The organism is Brevibacillus aydinogluensis, assembly GCF_961514395.1.
Lineage (GTDB): Bacteria > Bacillota > Bacilli > Brevibacillales > Brevibacillaceae > Brevibacillus > Brevibacillus aydinogluensis.
Map to the genome: position 1 here is coordinate 3773841 of NZ_OY569118.1, position 20859 is coordinate 3794699.

20 protein-coding genes and 1 pseudogene are annotated in these 20859 nt (G+C 57.2%); 7 read left to right on the forward strand and 14 right to left on the reverse strand.

The window, feature by feature from the left end; all coding sequences use genetic code 11:
- Positions 1-86: 86 nt before the first annotated feature.
- Entirely contained in the window at positions 87-1307 is a 1221-nt protein-coding gene (locus Q7F15_RS18695; RefSeq protein WP_230076618.1) for an IS256 family transposase, read from the forward strand.
- Between the two features lie 226 nt (positions 1308-1533).
- On the opposite strand, the gene Q7F15_RS18700 is transcribed toward Q7F15_RS18695, so the two are convergent.
- The 6 genes from Q7F15_RS18700 to Q7F15_RS18725 form a co-directional block, all read right to left on the reverse strand.
- Positions 1534-1794 (reverse strand): HPr family phosphocarrier protein, encoded by a 261-nt coding sequence (locus Q7F15_RS18700; protein ID WP_230077674.1) that lies wholly within the window; start codon positions 1792-1794, stop codon positions 1534-1536.
- Between the two features lie 29 nt (positions 1795-1823).
- Positions 1824-3740: a PTS fructose transporter subunit IIABC gene (locus Q7F15_RS18705; protein WP_304414785.1), complete on the reverse strand. Its 1917-nt coding sequence runs from the start codon at positions 3738-3740 to the stop codon at positions 1824-1826.
- Between the two features lie 30 nt (positions 3741-3770).
- Positions 3771-4685, reverse strand: coding sequence for a 1-phosphofructokinase (pfkB, locus tag Q7F15_RS18710; RefSeq protein WP_304414786.1), 915 nt, complete (start codon positions 4683-4685; stop codon positions 3771-3773).
- A complete protein-coding gene (locus tag Q7F15_RS18715; protein ID WP_171566125.1) occupies positions 4682-5437 on the reverse strand; it encodes a DeoR/GlpR family DNA-binding transcription regulator in 756 nt (251 codons plus the stop codon). Before Q7F15_RS18715 ends, pfkB begins: the two co-directional genes overlap by 4 nt.
- A 220-nt stretch (positions 5438-5657) precedes the next feature.
- Positions 5658-6761: a citrate synthase/methylcitrate synthase gene (locus Q7F15_RS18720; protein ID WP_304414787.1), complete on the reverse strand. Its 1104-nt coding sequence runs from the start codon at positions 6759-6761 to the stop codon at positions 5658-5660.
- Between the two features lie 153 nt (positions 6762-6914).
- Positions 6915-7835, reverse strand: coding sequence for a LysR family transcriptional regulator (locus Q7F15_RS18725; RefSeq protein ID WP_230077670.1), 921 nt, complete (start codon positions 7833-7835; stop codon positions 6915-6917).
- A gap of 269 nt (positions 7836-8104) precedes the next feature.
- Between Q7F15_RS18725 and Q7F15_RS18730 the strand changes: the two genes are divergently transcribed.
- From Q7F15_RS18730 to Q7F15_RS18740, 3 genes are all read left to right on the forward strand, one after another.
- Entirely contained in the window at positions 8105-9760 is a 1656-nt protein-coding gene (locus Q7F15_RS18730) for a DUF6583 family protein (protein WP_304414788.1), read from the forward strand.
- 188 nt (positions 9761-9948) lie between these two features.
- Positions 9949-13068, forward strand: a complete 3120-nt coding sequence (locus tag Q7F15_RS18735) for a S8 family serine peptidase (protein ID WP_304414789.1) — start codon at positions 9949-9951, stop codon at positions 13066-13068.
- 175 nt (positions 13069-13243) lie between these two features.
- Positions 13244-13807 (forward strand): hypothetical protein, encoded by a 564-nt coding sequence (locus Q7F15_RS18740; RefSeq protein ID WP_171566118.1) that lies wholly within the window; start codon positions 13244-13246, stop codon positions 13805-13807.
- A 73-nt stretch (positions 13808-13880) separates the two neighbouring features.
- Here the strand turns inward: Q7F15_RS18740 and clpP are convergent, their stop codons facing one another.
- The 5 genes from clpP to Q7F15_RS18765 all read right to left on the reverse strand — a co-directional run bounded on the left by clpP (position 13881) and on the right by Q7F15_RS18765 (position 17877).
- On the reverse strand, positions 13881-14462 hold the full coding sequence (gene clpP, locus Q7F15_RS18745; RefSeq protein WP_171566116.1) for an ATP-dependent Clp endopeptidase proteolytic subunit ClpP: 582 nt from the start codon (positions 14460-14462) through the stop codon (positions 13881-13883).
- Between the two features lie 94 nt (positions 14463-14556).
- Positions 14557-14802: a hypothetical protein gene (locus Q7F15_RS18750; protein ID WP_230077667.1), complete on the reverse strand. Its 246-nt coding sequence runs from the start codon at positions 14800-14802 to the stop codon at positions 14557-14559.
- On the reverse strand, positions 14799-15392 hold the full coding sequence (locus Q7F15_RS18755) for a winged helix-turn-helix domain-containing protein (protein ID WP_304414790.1): 594 nt from the start codon (positions 15390-15392) through the stop codon (positions 14799-14801). The genes Q7F15_RS18750 and Q7F15_RS18755 overlap by 4 nt, the downstream gene beginning before the upstream one ends.
- 267 nt (positions 15393-15659) lie before the next feature.
- A complete protein-coding gene (locus Q7F15_RS18760; RefSeq protein ID WP_171566113.1) occupies positions 15660-16946 on the reverse strand; it encodes a S8 family peptidase in 1287 nt (428 codons plus the stop codon).
- Positions 16947-17106: 160 nt separating this feature from the next.
- On the reverse strand, positions 17107-17877 hold the full coding sequence (locus tag Q7F15_RS18765; protein ID WP_171566112.1) for an MBL fold metallo-hydrolase: 771 nt from the start codon (positions 17875-17877) through the stop codon (positions 17107-17109).
- Between the two features lie 118 nt (positions 17878-17995).
- Between Q7F15_RS18765 and Q7F15_RS18770 the strand changes: the two genes are divergently transcribed.
- From Q7F15_RS18770 to Q7F15_RS18780, 3 genes are all read left to right on the forward strand, one after another.
- Positions 17996-18409 (forward strand): Lrp/AsnC family transcriptional regulator, encoded by a 414-nt coding sequence (locus Q7F15_RS18770; protein WP_171566111.1) that lies wholly within the window; start codon positions 17996-17998, stop codon positions 18407-18409.
- Positions 18410-18628: 219 nt separating this feature from the next.
- Complete coding sequence (locus Q7F15_RS18775; RefSeq protein ID WP_212133036.1) at positions 18629-18910, forward strand: hypothetical protein; 282 nt, start codon at positions 18629-18631, stop codon at positions 18908-18910.
- A gap of 38 nt (positions 18911-18948) precedes the next feature.
- Positions 18949-19083, forward strand: coding sequence for a hypothetical protein (locus Q7F15_RS18780; protein ID WP_256379888.1), 135 nt, complete (start codon positions 18949-18951; stop codon positions 19081-19083).
- Between the two features lie 144 nt (positions 19084-19227).
- On the opposite strand, the gene Q7F15_RS18785 is transcribed toward Q7F15_RS18780, so the two are convergent.
- From Q7F15_RS18785 to Q7F15_RS18795, 3 genes and pseudogenes are all read right to left on the reverse strand, one after another.
- A complete protein-coding gene (locus Q7F15_RS18785; protein WP_212133054.1) occupies positions 19228-19578 on the reverse strand; it encodes a cupin domain-containing protein in 351 nt (116 codons plus the stop codon).
- Positions 19579-19641: 63 nt separating this feature from the next.
- A pseudogene (locus Q7F15_RS18790) lies at positions 19642-19965 on the reverse strand (DUF2500 domain-containing protein); the annotation flags it as partial.
- 98 nt (positions 19966-20063) lie between these two features.
- Entirely contained in the window at positions 20064-20825 is a 762-nt protein-coding gene (locus Q7F15_RS18795) for an ANT(4')-I family aminoglycoside nucleotidyltransferase (protein WP_212133035.1), read from the reverse strand.
- Positions 20826-20859 lie beyond the last annotated feature (34 nt).

Here is a 20859-nt window from a genome sequence, read left to right on the forward strand (position 1 = left end):
CCGGTGCGAGTCTATAAACTATTTTGTGTAAACTCCTAACCTTCAAAATAGAGTACAATGAATTCTAAGAAAGGTTGGGAGAGCCCATGAGCCTGATGACCAAAGAGCAACTCAAGCAGTGGATCAAGGAAAAGAACATGCAATCGGTGGAAGACGTCCAATCGGCCCTGAAGGAGTTGTTTGCCGACACCCTTCAAGAGATGCTGGAAGCCGAACTGGAGACATCTCTTGGCTACGCCAAGCACGACACGAAAAACAAGAAAACCACCAACAGCCGGAACGGCTACAGCAAGAAAAAGGTGCGTTCCGAGTACGGCGATGTGGACATTCAGGTTCCGCGTGACCGGGCCGGTGAGTTTGAGCCGACCATCGTCAAAAAGAACCAAACGAACGTGACGGGTATCGAAGACCAAATCATTGCCATGTATGCCAAGGGTGTTTCTACCCGCGACATTCAGGATCACCTGCAGCAGCTCTACGGCATCGAGGTTTCTCCTACCCTCATCTCCAACGTGACCAACAAGATCGTCCCGCTGATCAAAGAATGGCAAAACCGTCCTTTGCAGGCGGTATATGCGGTCGTGTTCCTGGATGCCATTCACTTCAAGGTGAAACAAGACGGTGCCATCGTCAACAAAGCCGCCTACATGGCCATTGGCATTGACTTGGAAGGCCACAAAGATGTACTTGGCATCTGGATCGGGGAAAATGAATCGGCAAAGTTCTGGCTTCATGTCGTAAACGAGTTGAAAAACCGGGGCGTGCAAGACATCCTCATTACCTGTGTGGACAATCTTCGCGGCTTCTCCGAGGCCATTTCCGCTTGCTATCCCATCACGGAAATCCAGAAGTGCATCATCCACCAGATTCGCAACTCGATCAAATACGTTTCCTACAAAGACATCAAGAAGATCACGTCGGCCCTGCAGCCGATTTATAAAGCGGCCACGGAAGAGGCCGCCTTGGAAGAACTGAATCAATTCGAGCAGACGTGGGGACAAAAGTACCCCCTTATTGTCCGTTCCTGGCGTACGAACTGGGCGGAAATCTCCACCTTCTTCAAGTACTCACCCGAAATTCGCAAACTGATCTACACAACCAATGTCATTGAGAGCTACCATCGCCAACTGAGAAAAGTCACCAAAGGAAAAGCCATTTTCCCTACAGACGAAGCCCTGCTCAAAATGCTCTACCTGGCAACCATGGATGTGTTACGAAAGTGGACGGGGAGAGTTCAGAACTGGGGCCAAATTCTGTTACAACTGTCCGTTCAGTTTCCGGAGCGAGTTCAACCATATCTCCGCTGAGCCTAACGGCTATTGGAGTTTACACAAAATCATTGACAGACCCCCCGGTGCCAACAACTGTCTGTGGAGAAACGAGGAGAAAAGAGCTTCGCGCTGCTACGGGCCGCTTCTTTTACTGCGCATATATGCGCAAATACGTCAAAACTCCCTCTCTGCGCTTGCAGAAGAGGGAGTTTTTAGGCGGTCTGAGGAACCCTCCCCATCCGGAGAGTCCCATGTGCGTTTTCTATTCGTGCACCATTTCGAGGATTTTGCCCAGTTCCTCCATGGCCGCCTGTTCCTGTTCGCCGCTTACTTCCAGCGTGATTTCGTCGCCTTTGGCCAAGCCCAGGGTCATCACGCCCATAATGCTTTTGCCGTTCACTTTTTTCGTGCCTTTGATGAGGTTGATCTCGCAGTTAAACGACGTCGCCTTTTGCACAAACAGCGAAGCGGGACGTGCGTGCATCCCTGTCGGGTTTTGAATGACGAATGTTTTGGTCAGCATGTTTCATCCACTCCTTGTTTTTTCTGTGTTTACTCTGTTCCTTCTTTTGCTGCTCGCTTGAGCAGATTGATCATCAGTGCCGTCACGACCGTACCGGCCAGAATCGAAACCAGGTACAGGACAGCGTTGCCCACGACCGGCAGAACAAACACCCCTCCGTGCGGCGCAGGCAGCGTACAACCAAAGAGCATCGACAGACCGCCCGCAACTGCGGAGCCCACCATGATCGAAGGAATGACGCGCGTCGGATCAGCCGCGGCAAACGGAATGGCCCCTTCGGTAATAAATGACGCACCCAGCACCCAGGCGGTTTTGCCTGCCTGCCGTTCCTCATCCGTAAACTTCTTCTTGAACAGCAGCGTTGCCAGCGCCAGGCCCAACGGCGGGGTCATCCCTGCCGCCATGATCGCCGCGTGAGGAGCGTAGTTTCCTTCGGCAATCATCGCGATCCCGAACGTAAAGGCCGCTTTGTTCACCGGACCGCCCATATCGAACGCCATCATGGCCCCAAGCACCATGCCCAGGAGTACGGCGTTGCCCTGGTTCATGTTTTTCAGCCAGTCACCCAGCGCCGCGTTGGCGGCCGCTACCGGCTCTGACACCACGTACATCATAACAAATCCGGTAATCATAATCCCGAACAGCGGGTAGAGCAGCATCGGCTTGATGCCTTCCAGGGACTGCGGCAGTCCGGCAAACAGCTTTTTCAATCCGGCTACCGTGTAGCCAGCCAGAAACCCGGCAATGAGCCCGCCCAGGAATCCGGCGCCGGACGAAGCCGCCAGCATCCCGCCGACCATGCCGGGCGCAAAAGCCGGGCGGTCGGCAATGCTCTTGGCAATAAACCCGGCCAGCACGGGGATCATCAGGCCAAAGGCTGTGCCACCGCCGATATCCATCAGCGCCTTGGCCAGCGGGTGGAAAGACGGGTCATTTGGATCGGACGCCTTAATCCCGAACATGAAGCTAAGCGCGATGATAATGCCGCCGCCCACGACAAACGGCAGCATGTTGGATACCCCGTTCATCAGATGCTTGTACACAGCGGGCTGCTTCTGTTTGTTTTCGGCCTTCGCCTGATCAATCTTTTCCTTGTAACCAACCTTCGCTTCGCCGCTGTAAACGTCCCCGTCCCGGTTCACCGCGCGTTTCAACAGCGTTTCCGCATTGCGAATGCCTTCCGCCACCGGCACCTCGATCACCACTTTGCCGGCAAAGCGCTCCATGTCCACCTGTTTGTCAGCGGCCACAATGACGGCTGCCGCTTCGGCGATGTCTTCCTCCGTCAGCCTGTTTTTCACGCCGCCGGAGCCGTTTGTCTCCACCTTGAGGGAAATGCCCAGCTCGTCGGCTTTCTTCTTCAACGCATCGGCGGCCATGTAGGTGTGGGCGATTCCGGTTGGGCACGCGGTTACGGCGACAATTTTCACTCCGACGCCGGATTGTGCGTCGGAAACGCTTTCACTTTCACCGTGAATGTCCTGCTCTTTCCGGCAGATGATGTCCACGACCTGCTGTTTGGTTTCCGCCTGCATCAACTGCTGCCGGAACGATTCGTCCATCAGCATCTGGGAGAGCAGCGCCAGCGTCTCCAAATGCGCCTGGTTGGCATCCTCCGTCGCCGCGATCATGAAGAACAGATGCGCTTTTTGCTTGTCGAGCGAGTCAAAATCGATTCCTTCTTTGGACAATCCAAAAGCGATGCTGGGCGTTTTGACCGCTGCCGTTTTGGCGTGCGGGATGGCGATCCCGTCCCCGATCCCGGTCGAACCCAGTGCCTCGCGGGCCAGAATCGCCTGTTTCATCTCTTCCCGACTGTGCAGACGACCGGCTTCATCCAGCGTGGCGATCAGTTCGTCCAGCACTTCCTCTTTTGTCTTCGCTGCCAGGTGAAGCACAATCGTGTCGGCCTTCAGCAAATCGGCAATGCGAATGTGATGCTGCATGGTATTGCCCCCTTTTTTATTGCCCTGTGTTTATTCCACTGTGATCACGCTGATCTCGGGTAAATACGTGCGGATTGTTTCATGCGTACAAAACCCTTCCGACAGTGCGGTCGTGGTCCCCGCCGCAACAGCGAAGCGAAACGCCTCTTCCGCCCGCCACCCTTTTGTATGCGCATACAGGAAACCGGCAACCATGGAGTCTCCCGCCCCGATCGAATTGACCGGTTTTCGCTTGGGAATCCGCGCGGCGAATGCCACTTCACGGTTGACGAATACGGCACCCTGCTCGGCCATGGAGACAATCACGTTTTGCGCACCCAGTTCCAGCGCCTTTCGCCCGCAGGCGATCGCCTCGTTGTGCGTGGTGATCTCCACCCCGAACAGTTCCCCCAACTCGTGATGGTTGGGCTTGATCAAAAACGGTTGTTCCGACAATCCGCTTTTCAGCGCTTCTCCCTTCGCGTCCAAAAACACGCGGACACCTTTGCCCTGAAGCCGTTTCATGATCGTCGGATAGATGTCGAGCGGCAAGCTCTTCGGCACGCTTCCCGCCAGCACCAGGTAGTCGTCCGGCCCCAACAGGTCGATCTGCGCAAACAGCTGCTGAAGCGCTTCCGCCGGGATTTCCGGGGAGACGCCGCTGATGTCAGTCTCGGTGTCGGCCTTGATCTTGATGTTGATTCGAGAATCCTGTTCGATGGAAAGAAACTGATGCGCAATGCCGGCCCGCTCGACTTGCTGCCGGATAAACGCGCCCGTAAATCCGCCGACAAATCCCAGGGCCGTGCTGTCCACTCCCAACAGCCGCAGGACTTTGGAGACGTTGATGCCTTTTCCCCCCGCATCCTTCCACTCTTTGTGCGCTTCGTGTATGGTCCCTTTGTCCAAGGCAGGAACCCATACATGGTAGTCAATAGAAGGATTCAAGGTTACTGTGTAAATCATGCTTTCACCACTTTGAGATTTGTTAATCGACTGTACGCCTGCTGCTCTTCTTGCGACAAGCCGTCGTCGGTAATCACCGTCACCTCGCGCAAGTCGGCCACTTTGGCAAACGTGACGCGGGAGAACTTGTCGGAGTCGCACAGCACGAACCGCTCGTCGGAAAATTGCAGGGCCAACTGCTTCACGTACGCTTCGTCAGGGTCCGGCGTGGTCAAGCCGTGGTGCTTGTCGACCCCGTTCATGCCCAGGAAGCATTTGTCGAAGCGGTACTGGCTGATGGTTTTGAGGGCATCGCGCCCCACCAGCGACAATGTTGCCGCTTTCAATTCACCGCCAATTAAAATTGTCTTGATGTTCCGCTTGCTGAGCTGCAGGGCCATGTCGGGACTATTGGTCACCACGACGATGTTGTCGTAGGGAAGGAACGGCAGCATCTGGTACGTGGTCGTGCCGGCATCGATGAAAATCGAGTCCCGTTCCTGCACCAGACTGGCAGCATACCGAGCGATTGCCGTTTTCTCCTTCTCGCGTTTGACCGCTTTTTCCAAAACCGTAGGCTCTTCAATCTTGTTCTGCAAGGAAGACGCCCCGCCGTGAACGCGCTTGAGCAGCCGCTGTTCTTCCAATTCGCTCAGGTCGCGCCGGATGGTCGACTCGGATGCCCCTGTTGCTTCCACCAGCTCGTGGATGCGGACAACATCCTTTTCTTTGAGCAGGGACAAGATGATGTGATGACGTTCAGGCGTTAGCAATTGCACCCTCCTTTCCGGAACGGGAAAAATACATGTTGAATCGTACCGTCATTATACCCCACTTTTCCGTCATAAACAACCACAAACGATCATTAACAATCATTTTTCGTTCAAAAACGATCAATCGAAACATTGAGCGGCTGCCCAAAATGAAAGGAGCAGCCCCCCACAGGGCTGCTCCCGTCAAAAGCGCAAACTGTATCAACAGCCGGGCCCGATGTTATTTCGGCATCGGACCGGTGTAATTCGACTGCGGACGAATGATTCGATTGTTTTTGGCCTGCTCCAGGATATGAGCGCTCCAGCCGACGACACGGCTGACGGCAAAGGTCGGCGTGAACAGGGTATCGTCCAGGCCCACTGCCCGCATGACTGCAGCGGCGAAAAACTCCACGTTGGTGTTCAACTTGCGGCCCGGCTTGTATTCCTCCAGCAGCTTCAATCCTACCTGTTCCACGTGCGTCGCCAGGTCAAACCACGGATCGTCTCCAGAGAGCTGCGACGCCACGACGCGCAGCGCAGTCGCGCGCGGATCGACGGTCTTGTACACGCGGTGGCCGAAGCCCATCAGGCGTTCTCCCTTTTCCAGCTTGGCGCGCATCCACGGTTCGGCGTTTTCCTTGGTGCCGATCGCTTCGATCATCTCGGTCACTTCGGACGGTGCGCCGCCGTGCAGCGGTCCTTTCAGCGCGCCGATGGCGGCCGTGATCGACGAAATCAGGTCGGACTGGGTGGAGCTGACAACGCGTCCCGAGAACGTGGAGGCGTTCATGCCGTGCTCCTGCGTCAGAATCAGGTAGGCGTCCAGCGCGCGCACATGAGCCGGGTTGGGCTCCTGTCCTTTCAGCATGTACAGGTAGTTGGCCGTGTGATCCAGAGCGGGATTGGGTTCTTGCGGCTCGCGGCCGTTGAGGCGGGCGTAGCGGTACGCCACGATTGTCGGCATCTTCGCCGTCAGGGAAATGACCTGGTCCAGCGTCGGCGGCCAGCTGTAATCGGCGCTGCCCAGTGCGGATACGCCGGTGCGCAGCACGCTCATCATGTCCACCTCGGCCGGGATCAGGTCGAGAATGCGCTTGACGTGGTCCGGCAGTTCCCGGTTTTCATTCAGTTTGCCCTTCAGCTCGGCCAACTCCTGTTCGTTGGGCAGATGGCCGTACCACAGCAGATGGGCCACTTCCTCAAACGTATGGTTGATCGCCAGGTCGCGCGCCCAATGGCCGCGGTAGACGAGCAGGCCATTAAGGCCGTCCACCAGGCTGAGGTCGGTTTCGGCGACCGCAATGCCTTCCAACCCAATGGCTAATGTATGCTGTTGACTCATCCACACCACTCCTTCTTCTCCAGTCTGTTCGTGTCCATTCTCTTTGTAATCAGTATATCGATACAAAAACGATAAGGGAAATAGAATAATCCAGGTATATCAATTAAAAACCGTAATCAATTTCAACCCCCGGCAGGTCGTTGATTTGTCCCTTCACGCCCGGCCCGCCCCGTGCACCTCTGGCAGCGGTGGGTACAAGGCGGCCAGGATGTCGACAAATCGCTGGACCGGTTCGCTTCCTTTTCCTTTTCTCTTCGGCAGCACCAGGTAGGTCGCCACCTTCGGAATGGTCAGGCCTGGCGTGGGTAGTTCCATAAAACGGTTTTCAAACAACTCCCTGCTGATGGCCGAGCGGGGCAGAAAGGAGACGCCCAACCCTTCCTCAATAAACGCCTTGGTAATGTCCACCTGGGAAACAGCCATCGTCCTCAGCGACAGTCCGCGCTGCCTCAGCAACAGCAGCAGATCGTCCCAGTAGCCGGGGTGATTGTGCGTCAGCAGCCGTTTGGTTTGCAGTTCCTGCTCCCAGTCGGGCAGCGGGGCCTCCATATCTCCGCCGCTGTGGGGAACGGCAAACACGACCGGATCTTCGTACAGCCTGTATGTATGCAGCGTAAGTTCGCCCGGGACCATTCGCGTCAGCCCGAGATCGGCCTGCCCGCTCTGCACCATGGGACCGATCTCCACGGAGTCAGCGATTTTGATGGAGAGGTCCACGTCCGGATACAGCTTGGTATAGCGGTGAATCAAATGGGACAACCGCGTGCGGGCAATAATCGGAGAGACCGCAATCTGCAGCTTCTCCCGGTACCCCTGCCGCCACGCCAGAAGGTCCTCCAGGCCGTGGTGCCATTGTTCCAGGAGCGCTTTGGCATGCGGCAGAAACCGCTTCCCGGCCGGTGTCAGCCGGACGCGTTTGCCCACCCGTTCAAACAGATTGATTCCCAATTCCCGCTCCAACGTCCGGATGTGCTGACTGACTGTCGGCTGGGCGATATACAACGCTTCAGCCGCCTGGTGAAAATTCTCCGTGGCAGCCGCCATGACAAATGTTTGCAGCACCCGAATATCCACGGCGCTCCCTCCTTCATGATAACCATGCGTTATATCATTCTGCCCAATCGGCAGTACGTCCTGTTTTCCCGCTGCAGGTACGCCAGCTGCCCAATCCGAAACATGGTTGTTCCTCCTCATATTCCCTGTATGATTTTCCTTTTATTAATAAATTTTTTCAAAAATATGGGCATCATTTCCACTTGCTTGTGGTACAATACGGTGTCGGGGGAAAAATCCTATCCACAGCGCCCCATATAGTGAAGAGAAACCATACAAGGAGGAACATTATGGAAACCACTACAAACGTGATTCCGCCGCGCAAACGCTTCAAGAAGACTCTGCTCGTGATCGGGGCGGCCGGGATCGCGGTGCTGGGCGGACTGGGCACAGCGTACGCCAAGCTGGATTTGTTCAAAAGCGCCAAAACGGTCTATCTGGAGGCGGAGGCAAACAACTTTGCCCAGTTGTCCGACGATATTTCCCAATCTTTTAACGAATACGAAGAGTACATCAAGCCGTACCTGGAAAAACCGGTTCACTCCACGACCGAACTGAGTCAAATCACCGTCGACGGCACTCCTCCCAACCCGCAGGCCGAAAAAATCCTGGACCTCTTGAAAAGCGCCAAACTGGTAATCCAGTCCAACGTGGACGAGTCCAAGCGGCAGCAGTCCGGCGGTGTGGAGGTGCATCTGAAAGACCGCAAGCTCCTTACGCTGGACTATTTCATCGATGACACCAAAATAGGCTTCCGGCTCCCGGACTTTTACCCCAAATACGGTTACGTGGACCTGAAAGACCGCGACACGATCAAGGAGCGATTTGGCGAAGAGCTGCCCAAGCGCCTGATCACGCCCCGCGACCTGTACGAGGCAGTGAAAGTCCCCCGCGATGAAGTGGCCGACGTGATCAAGCCGTATGCGCTCCTGTACGCGGAAAGCCTGAAAGACAGCCAGGTGACGATGAACAAGAACGCCTCCTTCTCCGAGGAAGGCTACCAGACGAGCGTCCGCGAGGTGACTGTCACCTTCACCGACGAGGAAGCAAAAGCACTTATGACGAAAATAGCGGAAAAGGCCAAATCCGACGACAAGCTGTTCGACCTGGTCTATGGCCGCTACCACAACGTCGCCTCGCTGCTGAAAGACAGCGGGTATCAGGACGTGGAGGAACTGTCCAAAGAGGAGTTCAAGAAAGAATACGTCAAGGTGTATGACGACATGTTGGCCGATTTGAAAAGGACCACTGGCACGAACGACCAGCTCAAAATGGTGATGCTCATCAACAGCGACGATGAAATCCTCTCCCGCAAGCTGATGATCACCAGCGAGCAGGGCAAGGAAGAGCAAAACCTCTGGCAAAGCGTCGCCTTTGCTAACGGAGCCGACAAGTACCGCCGCTACTCCCTGTATGTAGACGACCACGGCGAAAAAGGCGAGATGACGTTCCGCTACAAAGGCACCACGCACAGCGACAAAACGACCGGCACCATCGGCGTCCTGGTAAACGTCGAACGGGAAGCGAAACTGGATCTGTCCACCACGTTCGAAATCAGCAAGCAGGACAAAAAAGAGACGGGCACTTACGACTTCACGCTGAACCTGAAGAGCGAGGATCATCCGGAAGACATTGCCCTCTCCGGCCGCTTCTCGACGACAAAAACCGACAGCGAACGCGATTCCGAAGGCACGATCAAGCTGAATTTCGACAAGGCAGCGCCCGACATTCCGAAGGGCATCAGCCTGAACGTAAAAGTGAAGGAAGAGTTTGGAAAGCCGCTCAACATTCCGGCCATGACCCCGGAAAATGCCGTCAACATCGCAACAGTGACCGACGAAGAAATCATGTCCATCCAGCAGGAAGCGGGCACGGCCGCGCAGTCCCTCATGATGAAGCACCAGGATTTGTTCCAGGAATTGATGCCGGCCATGCTGATGCCATGACGCTTGGATGCGAGTCCCCTTTCCCCGCGGAAGGGGGATGTTTTTTTGTCTCTGTCCCCCTGTAAAAGGGAAATTTTTATCGAAATATGGCGAAAAAAAAGAATTTTTTTAACAAGGAAATCTCTTCCACAATACCGAAAACCAATAGCGACTTTATGAATTTTTATTTTTTGGTAGGAGGAGAAAGTGTGAAAAAAACGAGCAAAACCGTTGCCTCGCTCTCTCTCGCAGCTGTCCTGCTGCTCACGTCCCTGCCGTACAACGTGTACGCCTCAGAGAAGCTGAGCAGACAGGAACTGTCCAAGCTGAACAGCATCACCAACGCAGTCGTCACCGAAGGGACCCGGACAGCCAAAATCTCTCCCCGTCTCAACACGAAATCCGACAAAAAGGTGAGCGTCATCGTCCAGTTCAAATCGGAACCGGCGGCCGTATCGCAGGAATACCGCCGCGGCTCCCGCTCGACCAGTTCACAGGAGAGCCGGGTCGCACGGGAACACTCTTCTTTCCTGAAAGAAGCGCGGAAAAAGAACATCGACCTTGACGTAGAGCGCCAGTTTTCCCTCGTATTCAACGGCATGGAGCTGACCCTGCCGGCCAACGAGATTCCCAAACTGGCAGAACTGCCCCAGGTCCAGGCTGTCTATGAAAACACCACCTACTCCGTCCCCGATGTGGAAACGGCCGATAGCGGTTCGTACAAATACGACATCGCTCCGCTGAAGCAGATCGGTGTCCTCGACATGTGGAAAGAGGGGCTGGACGGCAGAGGATTGAAGGTCGGGGTGATCGACACCGGTGTCGACTACCTGCATCCAGACCTGAAGGATGCCTACAAAGGCGGCTATGATTCGTTCGACAACGACAAGGACCCCTACGAGGAAGCGCCCATCTCCCCGGATGACGACCGCAGGGGAACGGGGTACGAAGGCTCATCCCACGGCACGCACGTCGCCGGCACCATCGTCGGCCGGGCCAAAAACAAGGATTCCGACGTACAGGTAAAAGGGGTTGCCTACGCAGCCGACCTCTACGTGTACCGCGTATTGGGCCGTGACGGCGGCAGTTCCGCGCAGGTAATCGACGGCATCGAAAAAGCAGTGAGAGACGGCATGGACGTCATCAACCTGTCGCTCGGTGCCGCCATGGAAAAGAACGCCGACTCCCCCGATTCGATCGCGGTGAACAACGCCATGCGGGCAGGCGTGATCACCGTCATCGCCAACGGCAACTCGGCACAAGACGAGCCGGGCCGCTACTACTATACGGCTGGTTCGCCGGCCGGAGCCAAACTGCCCATCACGGTAGGCGCAGTGACACCGCCAAGCGTGCTGTACGACGCCTCTGCCACGTCGTCTTTTGGCGACACCTACAACTTCCACGTGATGGCATGGCAGATTAATCAAAACAACTTCCGTGATCTGATCGGCACCGATCCGCTGCCGGTCGTGTACGCCAACCTGGGTTCCGCTCAGGACTTTGCCAATGTAGACGTAAAGGGCAAGGTAGCGCTTGTCTCCCGCGGCACGCTTGCATTTACGGACAAGATTCTCAACGCCAAGAAAGCCGGCGCAGCCGCCATCGTCATCTTCAACGGCAACGACAAGGACGGCGACGGACTGGCCGACCTGGATCTCCCGCCCCAGGAACGCGGGGATTACATCGACACCATCCTGGGCGATCAAATGGAGGGGATTCCCACCTTTGACATGAGAGGGGTGGAAGGCCGAGCGCTGGCCAAGGAACTGCTGAGCGATCCGGAAAAGGCCCAGACCCTGACGTTTACCTTCTCCGGCGACTACCCGACCACCAACGATCCCGGCGACAAGGTGGCCGGATTCAGTTCGCGCGGTCCGGTCATGGGCGACAACTACGCCATCAAGCCGGACGTCACCGCTCCTGGCGTCTCCATCCTCTCCAGCGTACCCGCCTGGGGCAAGCTGATTGAAGGCGCCCAGTACGACAAGGCGTACGCCCGCTTCAACGGCACCAGCATGGCGACGCCGCACGTGGCCGGCCTGGCGCTGCTGTTGAAGCAGGCCCATCCGGAGTGGACCCCGTTTGAGGTCAAAGCAGCGCTCGTCAATACGGCGGAACGCCTCTACGACGAGGAGGGCACCCTGTATGATGTTTACTCCCAGGGAGCCGGGCGCGTTAACGGTCTGGCCGCAATGAAGACCCCGGCCGTGCTGCAAGTCGTGGAGCCGGTGACCATCCTCAACGAAGACTATGAGCCGGAGACGATCAACAATTACACCGCCAATACCAGCTTTGGCCTGATGAAACCGGGCAGCGCACCGGTCACCAAGACCCTGCAGCTGAAAAACACGTCAAGAGTGGACGTCACCTACGATGCCGAAGTGATCATGCACACCGCCGTTACCACCGACCCGTGGCATCCGAAAGAGACTCCTGACGTCCGCGACATCAAGGTGAAGCTGTCCAGCGATACGATTTCCGCCAAAGCGAAGAAACGGACCAAGTTTACGCTCAGCCTCGCACCCGACAAAGACGCCGAAGAAGGCGTGTACGAAGGGGAAGTGGTGCTGAGGAGCAGGGACGAGAGGTACCCGGACCTGCATGTGCCGTTCGTCGTCCACGTCGGCGAAAAACCGGAGGACACCCACTTCGGTCTGGCCGACATGAAACTCTCCAGCTCCACCCTCTCTCCCGACGGGGATGGCAAGGATGACACCATTACCGTAGAGGCAGAGCTCCAGGCGACCGGAGTCAACCTGATCGAACTGGAGGCGTGGAGCCTGGACGACACGTACATCGGTACGATGGCTGTCCGCTTCAACGACTTCGAACCATTTGAACCGGGGCCGTTTACCATCTCCAACATTGACGGCACGTACGTCACCGGTTCGCTGGTGCCGAGGATGCTGCCGCCTGGCAAGTACAAGCTGCGCCTCGTCGCCTACGTCATCGATCCGGAAACGGGGCAAGTGCTGGACATCTATGAGCTGTGGAAAGCCCTGCGGGTAAAAGAGCCGGTGTTCGACGAGTCAGCCGCGTCAGAGGCTCGCAGCAGCCTGAAAGAGACCGCAGCTGCGTTCCAGGCGGACATCGTCAACACGGAGACGATCGGGGAAGCAGTCCTGGCGCTGCCGACTGAATCCGAGGACGTCACCTACGCAGTCACCAAAAGCTCCAAGCCAGAGCTGATTGATAACGATGGCATTCTTGTGGCCCTTCCGGAAACGGACAGCGAAACGGTCACGCTCTACGTCACCATTTCCTCCAAAGAAAATCCGGACGAGCAGGAAACGGTGAAGGTCAAAGTCACATTGAAGGGGCAGGAGTAATCCCCTGCCTTCCACGTCCATAAGCAAACAGGGACAGCCCTTTCTCCCACGGGAGAAGAGGCGGTCCCTGTTTTCATTTTCACATGCCGCGCATGATTGTATTCCCATGACAGGGCAAACCCGGTACAATAGGAACGTATGTTTCGCTGAATCCATCAACAAGGAGAGGTCGTTCATGTTTCTGCTGCCGCAAGACACTACATCCATGATCCTGCTGTTGATCGCACTCGGCTTGATCGTCTTCTCCGTCCGCGCCATGCTGCGCGCCATGTACAAAAAGGCGAAACGGGCGCTCTCAAAACGGTATTTCGCCGGCCTGATCAGCGGAAAAGCGCTGCTGATCGGGACGCTCTTGCTCGGGGGCGGAGATGACGTGCAGACCCTGCTGCGTCACACCCCGTCTCCCTTCCAGCAATTCATGCTCGCTTCCGATTTTGACCTGGACGTAAAGGATAACCGCATTCTCTTTTCCAAAGACAAGGCGATCTCGGGGTATGTTCAGTTTGAAGAGCAGCGCGCCACCGTGTTTTTGACCGCCGAGATCAGCTATCCCCAAAGCGTGCAGACCGTCTGCGAGGCCGTGAATGCATTCGCCCCGTCCGCCCAAGCGGTCTCGGCCATCCAGGAGCTGATCCGGCAAAAGGTAAACCGCCGGATTCCCCTCCCGAACGGATACGTGGAAGTGAACGGAAGCAACGTGAAAGTGCAGCTGGATCGCCCTCTCGCGACACCCCTCTGATCCGGGCCGCAGTGCTCCCATTCCCTCCAGCGTTCCGCCCAACACCAGCAGGTTTATTCCGGTTCCCCCTCCGTTACAGCCGTTCGATGACCTTGTCGATCAGGCCGTACGCCTTGGCCTCTTCGGCAGACAGGAAAAAGTCGCGGTCTGCGTCGCGCTCGATCTTTTCCAGCGGCTGTCCGGTGCGTTCGGAAATGATGCGGTACAGCATGCGGCGCTGCTGCAAAATGCGCTCCGCCTGGATCTTGATGTCGCTCGCCTGCCCCTGGCTGCCGCCCCACGGCTGGTGAATCATCATCTCCGCGTTGGGCAGGGCGTAGCGTTTGCCCGGGGCACCGGCCACCAGCAGCACAGCGCCCATGGACGCGGCCAGACCGACGCAGATGGTGGAAACGTCCGGCTTGATGAACTGCATCGTGTCGAAGATGGCCATCCCGGCCGTGACCGAACCGCCCGGAGAGTTGATGTAGAGGTGGATGTCCTTGTCCGGGTCCTCCGCTGCGAGAAACAGCAACTGGGCGACGACGGTGTTCGCCACTTGATCGTCAATGGCGCTGCCGAGAAAAACAATCCGGTCTTTCAACAGGCGGGAGTAAATGTCATACGATCTCTCTCCGTAATTCGTCTGTTCCACGACAACCGGTACGAGATTCATCAGAATGCCCCCTTTACGGACTTGAATGGATGGCGATGGGCTGCGGCGACAGACGGCAGATGCACTTTCCCCAGCCGGCCCGGGCAAGCCTCCGCTATGCCGCCAAACGCATGAGCACAGCTTGCGGCGCGGCTGCTTTTTCCTCGCCAAAGCCGGATGAGACAACGGTCACGGTGGCCGGCCGTTCTTCCGGCCCCACCGTCCATCTGGTGACCGTGGCCTCCTGTGTCCTGCCTGTCTCCCCGACTTTGTGCGCGGGCAGGGAAACGACACTGCCGTTCCGTTCGGCGCCCGTTTCCCACACGACGACAGATTGCGGTTTTGCCTGCGGTCTCATCATTCTTCTCCTCCTTGTGAAAGCTGCGGGTAGACGGCCAGCACCACCTTATAGCTGTCCTCCCCGTCTGCTGACTGGTACTTCTCCACCAGTCGGTTGACCAGTTCCACGTATTCACGGACAAAGGCGCTTCGCTGTTCCGGGCCGGCCAGCCGGATACTGGTGTCCAGCGTAGCGCTGGGAATCTCTACATCCCGGTCGGACCGCTCCATCAAGAGCAGCGAGTCCCGCTTGATCCGCTCCGCCATGGTGACCAGGTGCGACAAGGAGCCTTGGTCTTTGATGCGCTGAACGGTTTCCTTCGGCCAGTTCAGCGTCTCCGACAGGACGTACGTCCGCGCGATCGCCTGGTACAGCACTTCGACCAGATTGCGGACATTCCGGGTGCCGACCCGGCGCACCAGGCCCACTTTTTCCAGCGCCTTGAGATGGTAGTTGACCCGCTGCGGGATTTCGTTGATGCCGCGGGCCACCTCGGCGGCGGAGGCAGGCTCGACAAGCCGGCTCAGGATTTCTGCGCGAAGCGGGTTGAGCAGGGCCATCGCCTGCTCCGGCGTCTCGACCACGTATGTTTCCAACACTTCCTGTTCCACATTGAACACCTCAGAAAAGGATTCATTCACGTAAAAACATTTTATTACGTAAGCGCCCCATTGTCAAATGGTGGAATTGCACCCAAACAAAAAGGCCCGTTGTCGGGCGCTGCAGCGTGCGGCATCAGCTGTATCGGAACTCGGAAGACATCGGCTGCTGAACAAAAAACCCCGGCACAGACTTATACTGTGCCGGGGAGTCCTGCCTGTTGACCCATGTTGTGCAGGCTTTTTTTCGCATCAGATCAGGCAGCTGATTTTCTTTGCTTATTGATCACCAGCCTGGACGGTCGGGAATCCGAAGCCGGAAGCAATGTCATCGCCTGTCCCCGCGCTGATGCCTCCCTTGATGTCATTTGCTTTCGCGCGTTTTTGCAGCTCCGCACGGACATCGTTATTGCTCCATGTCGGATTCGACGCCCAGATTTTGGCTGCCAATCCGGAGATATGCGGCGTTGCCATGGACGTACCGCTGATGGTGTTGTATCCGCCATTGGGCCACGTCGATTCGACCGACCGTCCCGGCGCGGATACTTCCACATCCCGCTCCTGAATTACGTAATCGCCGGCCGTTGACGGATTACCCCGGGAAGAGAAGTCAGCCACACGATACGTGCCGTTTTGCTGTACATTTTCCAGAGCGGCTACTGCTACGGCATCCTTCAACCCTCCCGGATAGCCGATCGTATTGGCGGAAGGACCGGAATTACCGGCTGCCGCTACCACCAGCGCTCCTCGCTGCTGGGCATAGGTCACGGCATTGGCAATCAACGAATCCTTCGCGGAGGAGCCAAGCGACATGGAAATCACCACTTTTACCCCTTTGCTGACGCCTTGATCAGCGGCGTAGCGGATCGCGTAGGCGATATCATCCGCATACCCGCTGCCCCCGTCACTCAGCACTTTATACGCCCACAGCTTGGCCTCCGGAGCGACGCCGTAAATGCCGCTGCCTCCTCCTCCGTTGGCGAGGATGGTACCCGCAACGTGGGTCCCATGTCCGTTGCCATCTGCGCAACCATTCACGACAGGCGAACTCGTAGTGAAGTTGTAGCACTGCTCCACATTGGCCGACAGGTCAGGATGCGCGGTATAGGCGCCGGTATCCAGGACGGCTACGCGAATCCCTTTGCCGCCGCTGGTGGATTGGATCGACGAATTCCGATAAATTGCTTCGATCCCCCAAGGCGTTCGGTCGGAAGGAGTCGCCATTGCCTCGACGCGCCCCTCCTCCTGGAACTCGGCAATCGACAGCGTGTTGACCAGCGTAACTTTCAAGGACTTGTCCGACGTCAATTTCTTCAGTTCTTCTTCCGTCACTTCGGTGGTAAAGCCCAGGTCGTCAAAGTCGTGCCGCTCTCCAAGCTGTCTCTTCAGGCTTGCCTTCAGCGACCTCACGCTTTTATCCGGCTGAATCAGCACCCGAAGCTTGTCCGAACTTGAACTTGTGTTTGTGCTTTCATCAACAGCCCCTGCACCTCCTGAAAACGCGGACAGTACCAATGCTGCTGACAACACCATGCCTCCCAACAGCTTTTTCCTTTGCCTCCTCATACAATCGCCCTCCTAAATTTGGTTATAATTGGTATCTGTGGCTCAATTATACATAATTCCGAAATTTATATCAATTACCAATTTTAGTTATTTTTGCAATTTCTTCTAAATTTTCTCCCCCTCGAAAAACCGTCATCCAAAAACAAAAACACTCCCCTCTTCAAGGGAGTGTTTTGTCAAACCGCATCACTTCGCCGTCTTCCGGCACCAGCACCCGGCCGTCCAGCTCTCGCTCCCGCAGGTGAGCGCGCAGTTCGGAGCGGCTCAGCAGACAGTGATTCCACGCTTCCATATGGGCGACGACGATCCGAGCGGACGGGCAGGCGCCGGCCAGGCAAACGACGTCCTCAGCGGTCATCGTGATGGGACCGCCGGTTACGAATTGGGCAGCTCCGGCAAAGACCACCGCCACTTCCGGCCGATGGTCGGCGGCGGCCCGCTCCACCTCTTCACACCAGATCGTGTCGCCGGCCAGGTAGAGGCACGGTTCCCCCTCCGCACGCAGCACAAATCCGGAGACAGGCCCCATCTTCTCACCGATGTCCCCGGTGCCGTGCCGGCCGCCCGTCCGCCCGAGGCGGATTCCTTCCCAGACGATCTCATCCGCCACCGGCGTAACATTTAAAAATCCGCACTCCGTCAGCCGCTCCCGATCCTGCGGCTGGCAAAAAACCGGAATCTCCTTGGGCAGCAAGTCGGCAGCCGCTTGGTCAAAATGATCGCGATGGATGTGTGTCACCAGGACGGCATCAATCCCGGCAATCACGCTTTCCGCCGGTACGGGCAGCTCTACAAGCGGATTGGGCCGCTGGTTGGGCGTGTTGGGAGTGGCCGCGAGTTCGCCCGCCCGGCTCAGCATCGGATCGACAAGCAGCGTCCGGTTGGCGTATGTCACGCGCAGCGTGGCGTGTCGGACAAGCTGGATTTCCATACAGGTTCGCTCCTTTGCCATTATAATGGATACAGGTGAGTCCATTATAATCGGGTTATCGTTAACGCTGTGAAAAGATTCATCCTTCTGCGCTTTCAGGTTGAAAGGAGACTGCCTCATGCTCGATCAAACCGACTTGCACATCCTCGCCCTGCTGCGCGAAAACGCCCGCTTGTCGTGGAAAGAAATCGGCGAACAGGTGCATCTGACCGGCCAAGCCGTGGGCAACCGCATTCGGCGGATGGAGGACATGGGCGTCATCCGCGGATATACGGCCGTTGTCGATCCTGCCAAACTGGGCCCCTCCCTCACCGCGATCGTCACGATCCTGATGAAAACGACGGATCACGGACAGTTCGAACGCTTCGTCAGGGGCCGCCCCGAGATCGTCGAAGCTCATCGCGTCAGCGGGGAAGGCTGTTATTCGCTGCTCGTCCGCGTCCCCGATCAGACGGCCCTCAACGCGCTGTTGGACGACATCCTGGCGTACGGCAACTACCGGCTGAGTCTGTCGATCGGCCGGCTGAAATAGGCACGTCCCGCCCATCATCCGACCATTTCTGAACTGACCGATCATCCTTATGGCGATGGCGCCATCGATCGGGTTCGGCCTGAGCCTCTCCTCCAGCTTTGTACCGGAATTGCACTTCGAGAATTTTTTCCGGTTGCCCGCTTCCGCCCAACGGGTTTACAATGAGGGATGCCAGGAACCCAGGTTCTTGCAGACGTCAAGAAAGGGGGGAAATCGCCGATGGAAGAAGCGCTTTTGCTGCTTTCGCTGGATGATTTCTTCGCCTTGCTTGCCCTGTTTGCGGGCTGCTTCCCGTCCGTAATGTACATACGGCGGTTGCAGCGCTCGCAGAGCGTGACCATTGGCTGGCGTAAAAACGACAGCTACGAACCTTCCATTAATCTTTGCTTGGTCGAGACGTATCCGATGGCGGTAAGGCAGACGCAGCGCATCCGGCTGCATCGGCGCGTACGGTGCGAAGACGGCGACTCGGATGCATCCGCACTCCGCTTTTCGCTCTGATCAGAAGAATCAGAATCGAAAAAGGAGCGTGACGGTGCATGATCGCCAAGTACATCGGAGAAGCTCTGTTGGTTTGCTTCAGTCTGCCGCTGTTAGCCTATCAGACCGCGGAGAGCCTCCACGCGCTGGCGGACGCGTTTGCGCAGATGTCCGAGTACCTGCCGTGGAAATGACAACCGCAGCATGTATGACAAAACCCTGGCCGAACGGCAAACGGCCAGGGTTTTTCTAACTGTCGCGACAGCCGGGCGCAGGTCTCCCGTGCGCTGGCGGCGCGTGTGATCAATGCCGGCCGGTTCCCTTGTTCCCCCTCGCCGTCAATCCGCCGGCACGCGATCTCCCCGCGACGTCGGCTGGGAGATGACGAGAAATTCCGTCTCCGCCCCGCTTTCATTTTTCATCTGGTGCGGCACGCCCGGCGGCACTTCCATGCCTTCGTGGGGATGCAGCTCCCACGAGACGCCGTCCACTTCCAGCACCGCTGTCCCGGACAGCACAAAGAAAAACTGCCGCGACCGCTCATGGTAATGACGGACTTCCGCCGTTCCCGCCGGCATCCGCTCGTGGATCACACTCAGGTCGCTCCCCTTGACCAGATGCCAGCCGTCACAGCGCTCCCCCCAGACGTAGTGCTCCGCACTCCCCTTGGATATTTTTTTCAGCGGCATACCGCCTGACTGCCCGGATTGGCGAGGGGTCGACTTCGCACGGGGCTGGGGTTGAAACCCTTTGAACCGCGTGCCCTGATACGTGAGAATGCCTTCTTCGTTATCGGCTATCAGCCCGTACTCCGGCCCGTTTACACGAAACTCCAGCCGTTCCCCGCTGTCCAGCTCAAACGCCACGTAATACGACGTATGAACGCTTGAATCGCCGGCCCCTCCCCAGGTTTTTGTCCGCTTCCCCAACACCCTGGCAGGAACGCTGCGGACCGGCGCGGTGTTGTTGGACATCCACGTGACCACGCCTCTGACCAGAGCCGTCCCGATCAGCACGATGATTACCCCAAAGATCAAACCGGGCGCCAGCGTAAACCACAAGGGTTCTCCCGGCATGGAAAAACTCGCATCGAAAAACACGCTCCACCCTCCTGTCCATCACGCTACCCTGTTATACGCCAGGAGGAAAAAAATGTTTCGATCTTTCCCGCGATTCAGAAGGGAATCCGCCTGTTCTCCATGCAGTCATACCCGTTTCGGACGGCCCACTCAATGACCCCGTCCCAGAAGCTTTCGCAGGTGCTCAGGATCGCGTCGGGCTTCGATAAATCCCCGGCCATCACCAACCGGCACAGCGCGTCGAAACCGGCAGGGCGGTCAGACATCCCCAGCGCTTCGGTCAGGACGAGCGCCCTGGTGGAAAAGCACCGGCGATGATGCAGGCCGACAAGCATGGCGCCGTACGTGGCCGTTTCGATTGCCAGCGTCGGCAAAAACGTGCAGGGCCCCTGGACCCTGACATTTCTCCACTTGCCGGCCAATTCGTACAGTTCGCCTGTGATCACGCCGCAAACCGCACGGCGAAAATCATCCCTGTCAGGCGATTCCGCCACGCTGCGCAGTTCGGCGAAAAACGCTTCCGGATCATAAAGGCTCCGCACAGCGAAATACTTTCCGTGCGTGAGCGGCCACAGGCCATCGACGGACGCCGCATCCCGCAGCATCACGTCCTCGCTCAGAAAGTTCACCTCCGCTTTCCACGCCCCGACGGCCCATTCGCAGTCATCGTCCTGACCCGAAGAGCGCAGAACGCAGAACATCTCCAGATCGGAAAACGGGCCGTCCGTTTCCCGTGCCGCTGAGCCGTAGATGCCGATCGCCTTGATGTTCTCTCCGTGGACGGACAGCGCCCGTTCGGCGATCTCGTGCGCCAGGCGCGCACGCTCTTTTCTCGTCATTGGCATTGGTCCATTCATGTGGGTTCACTCCTTTTGTTTGGTACGAAGCGTT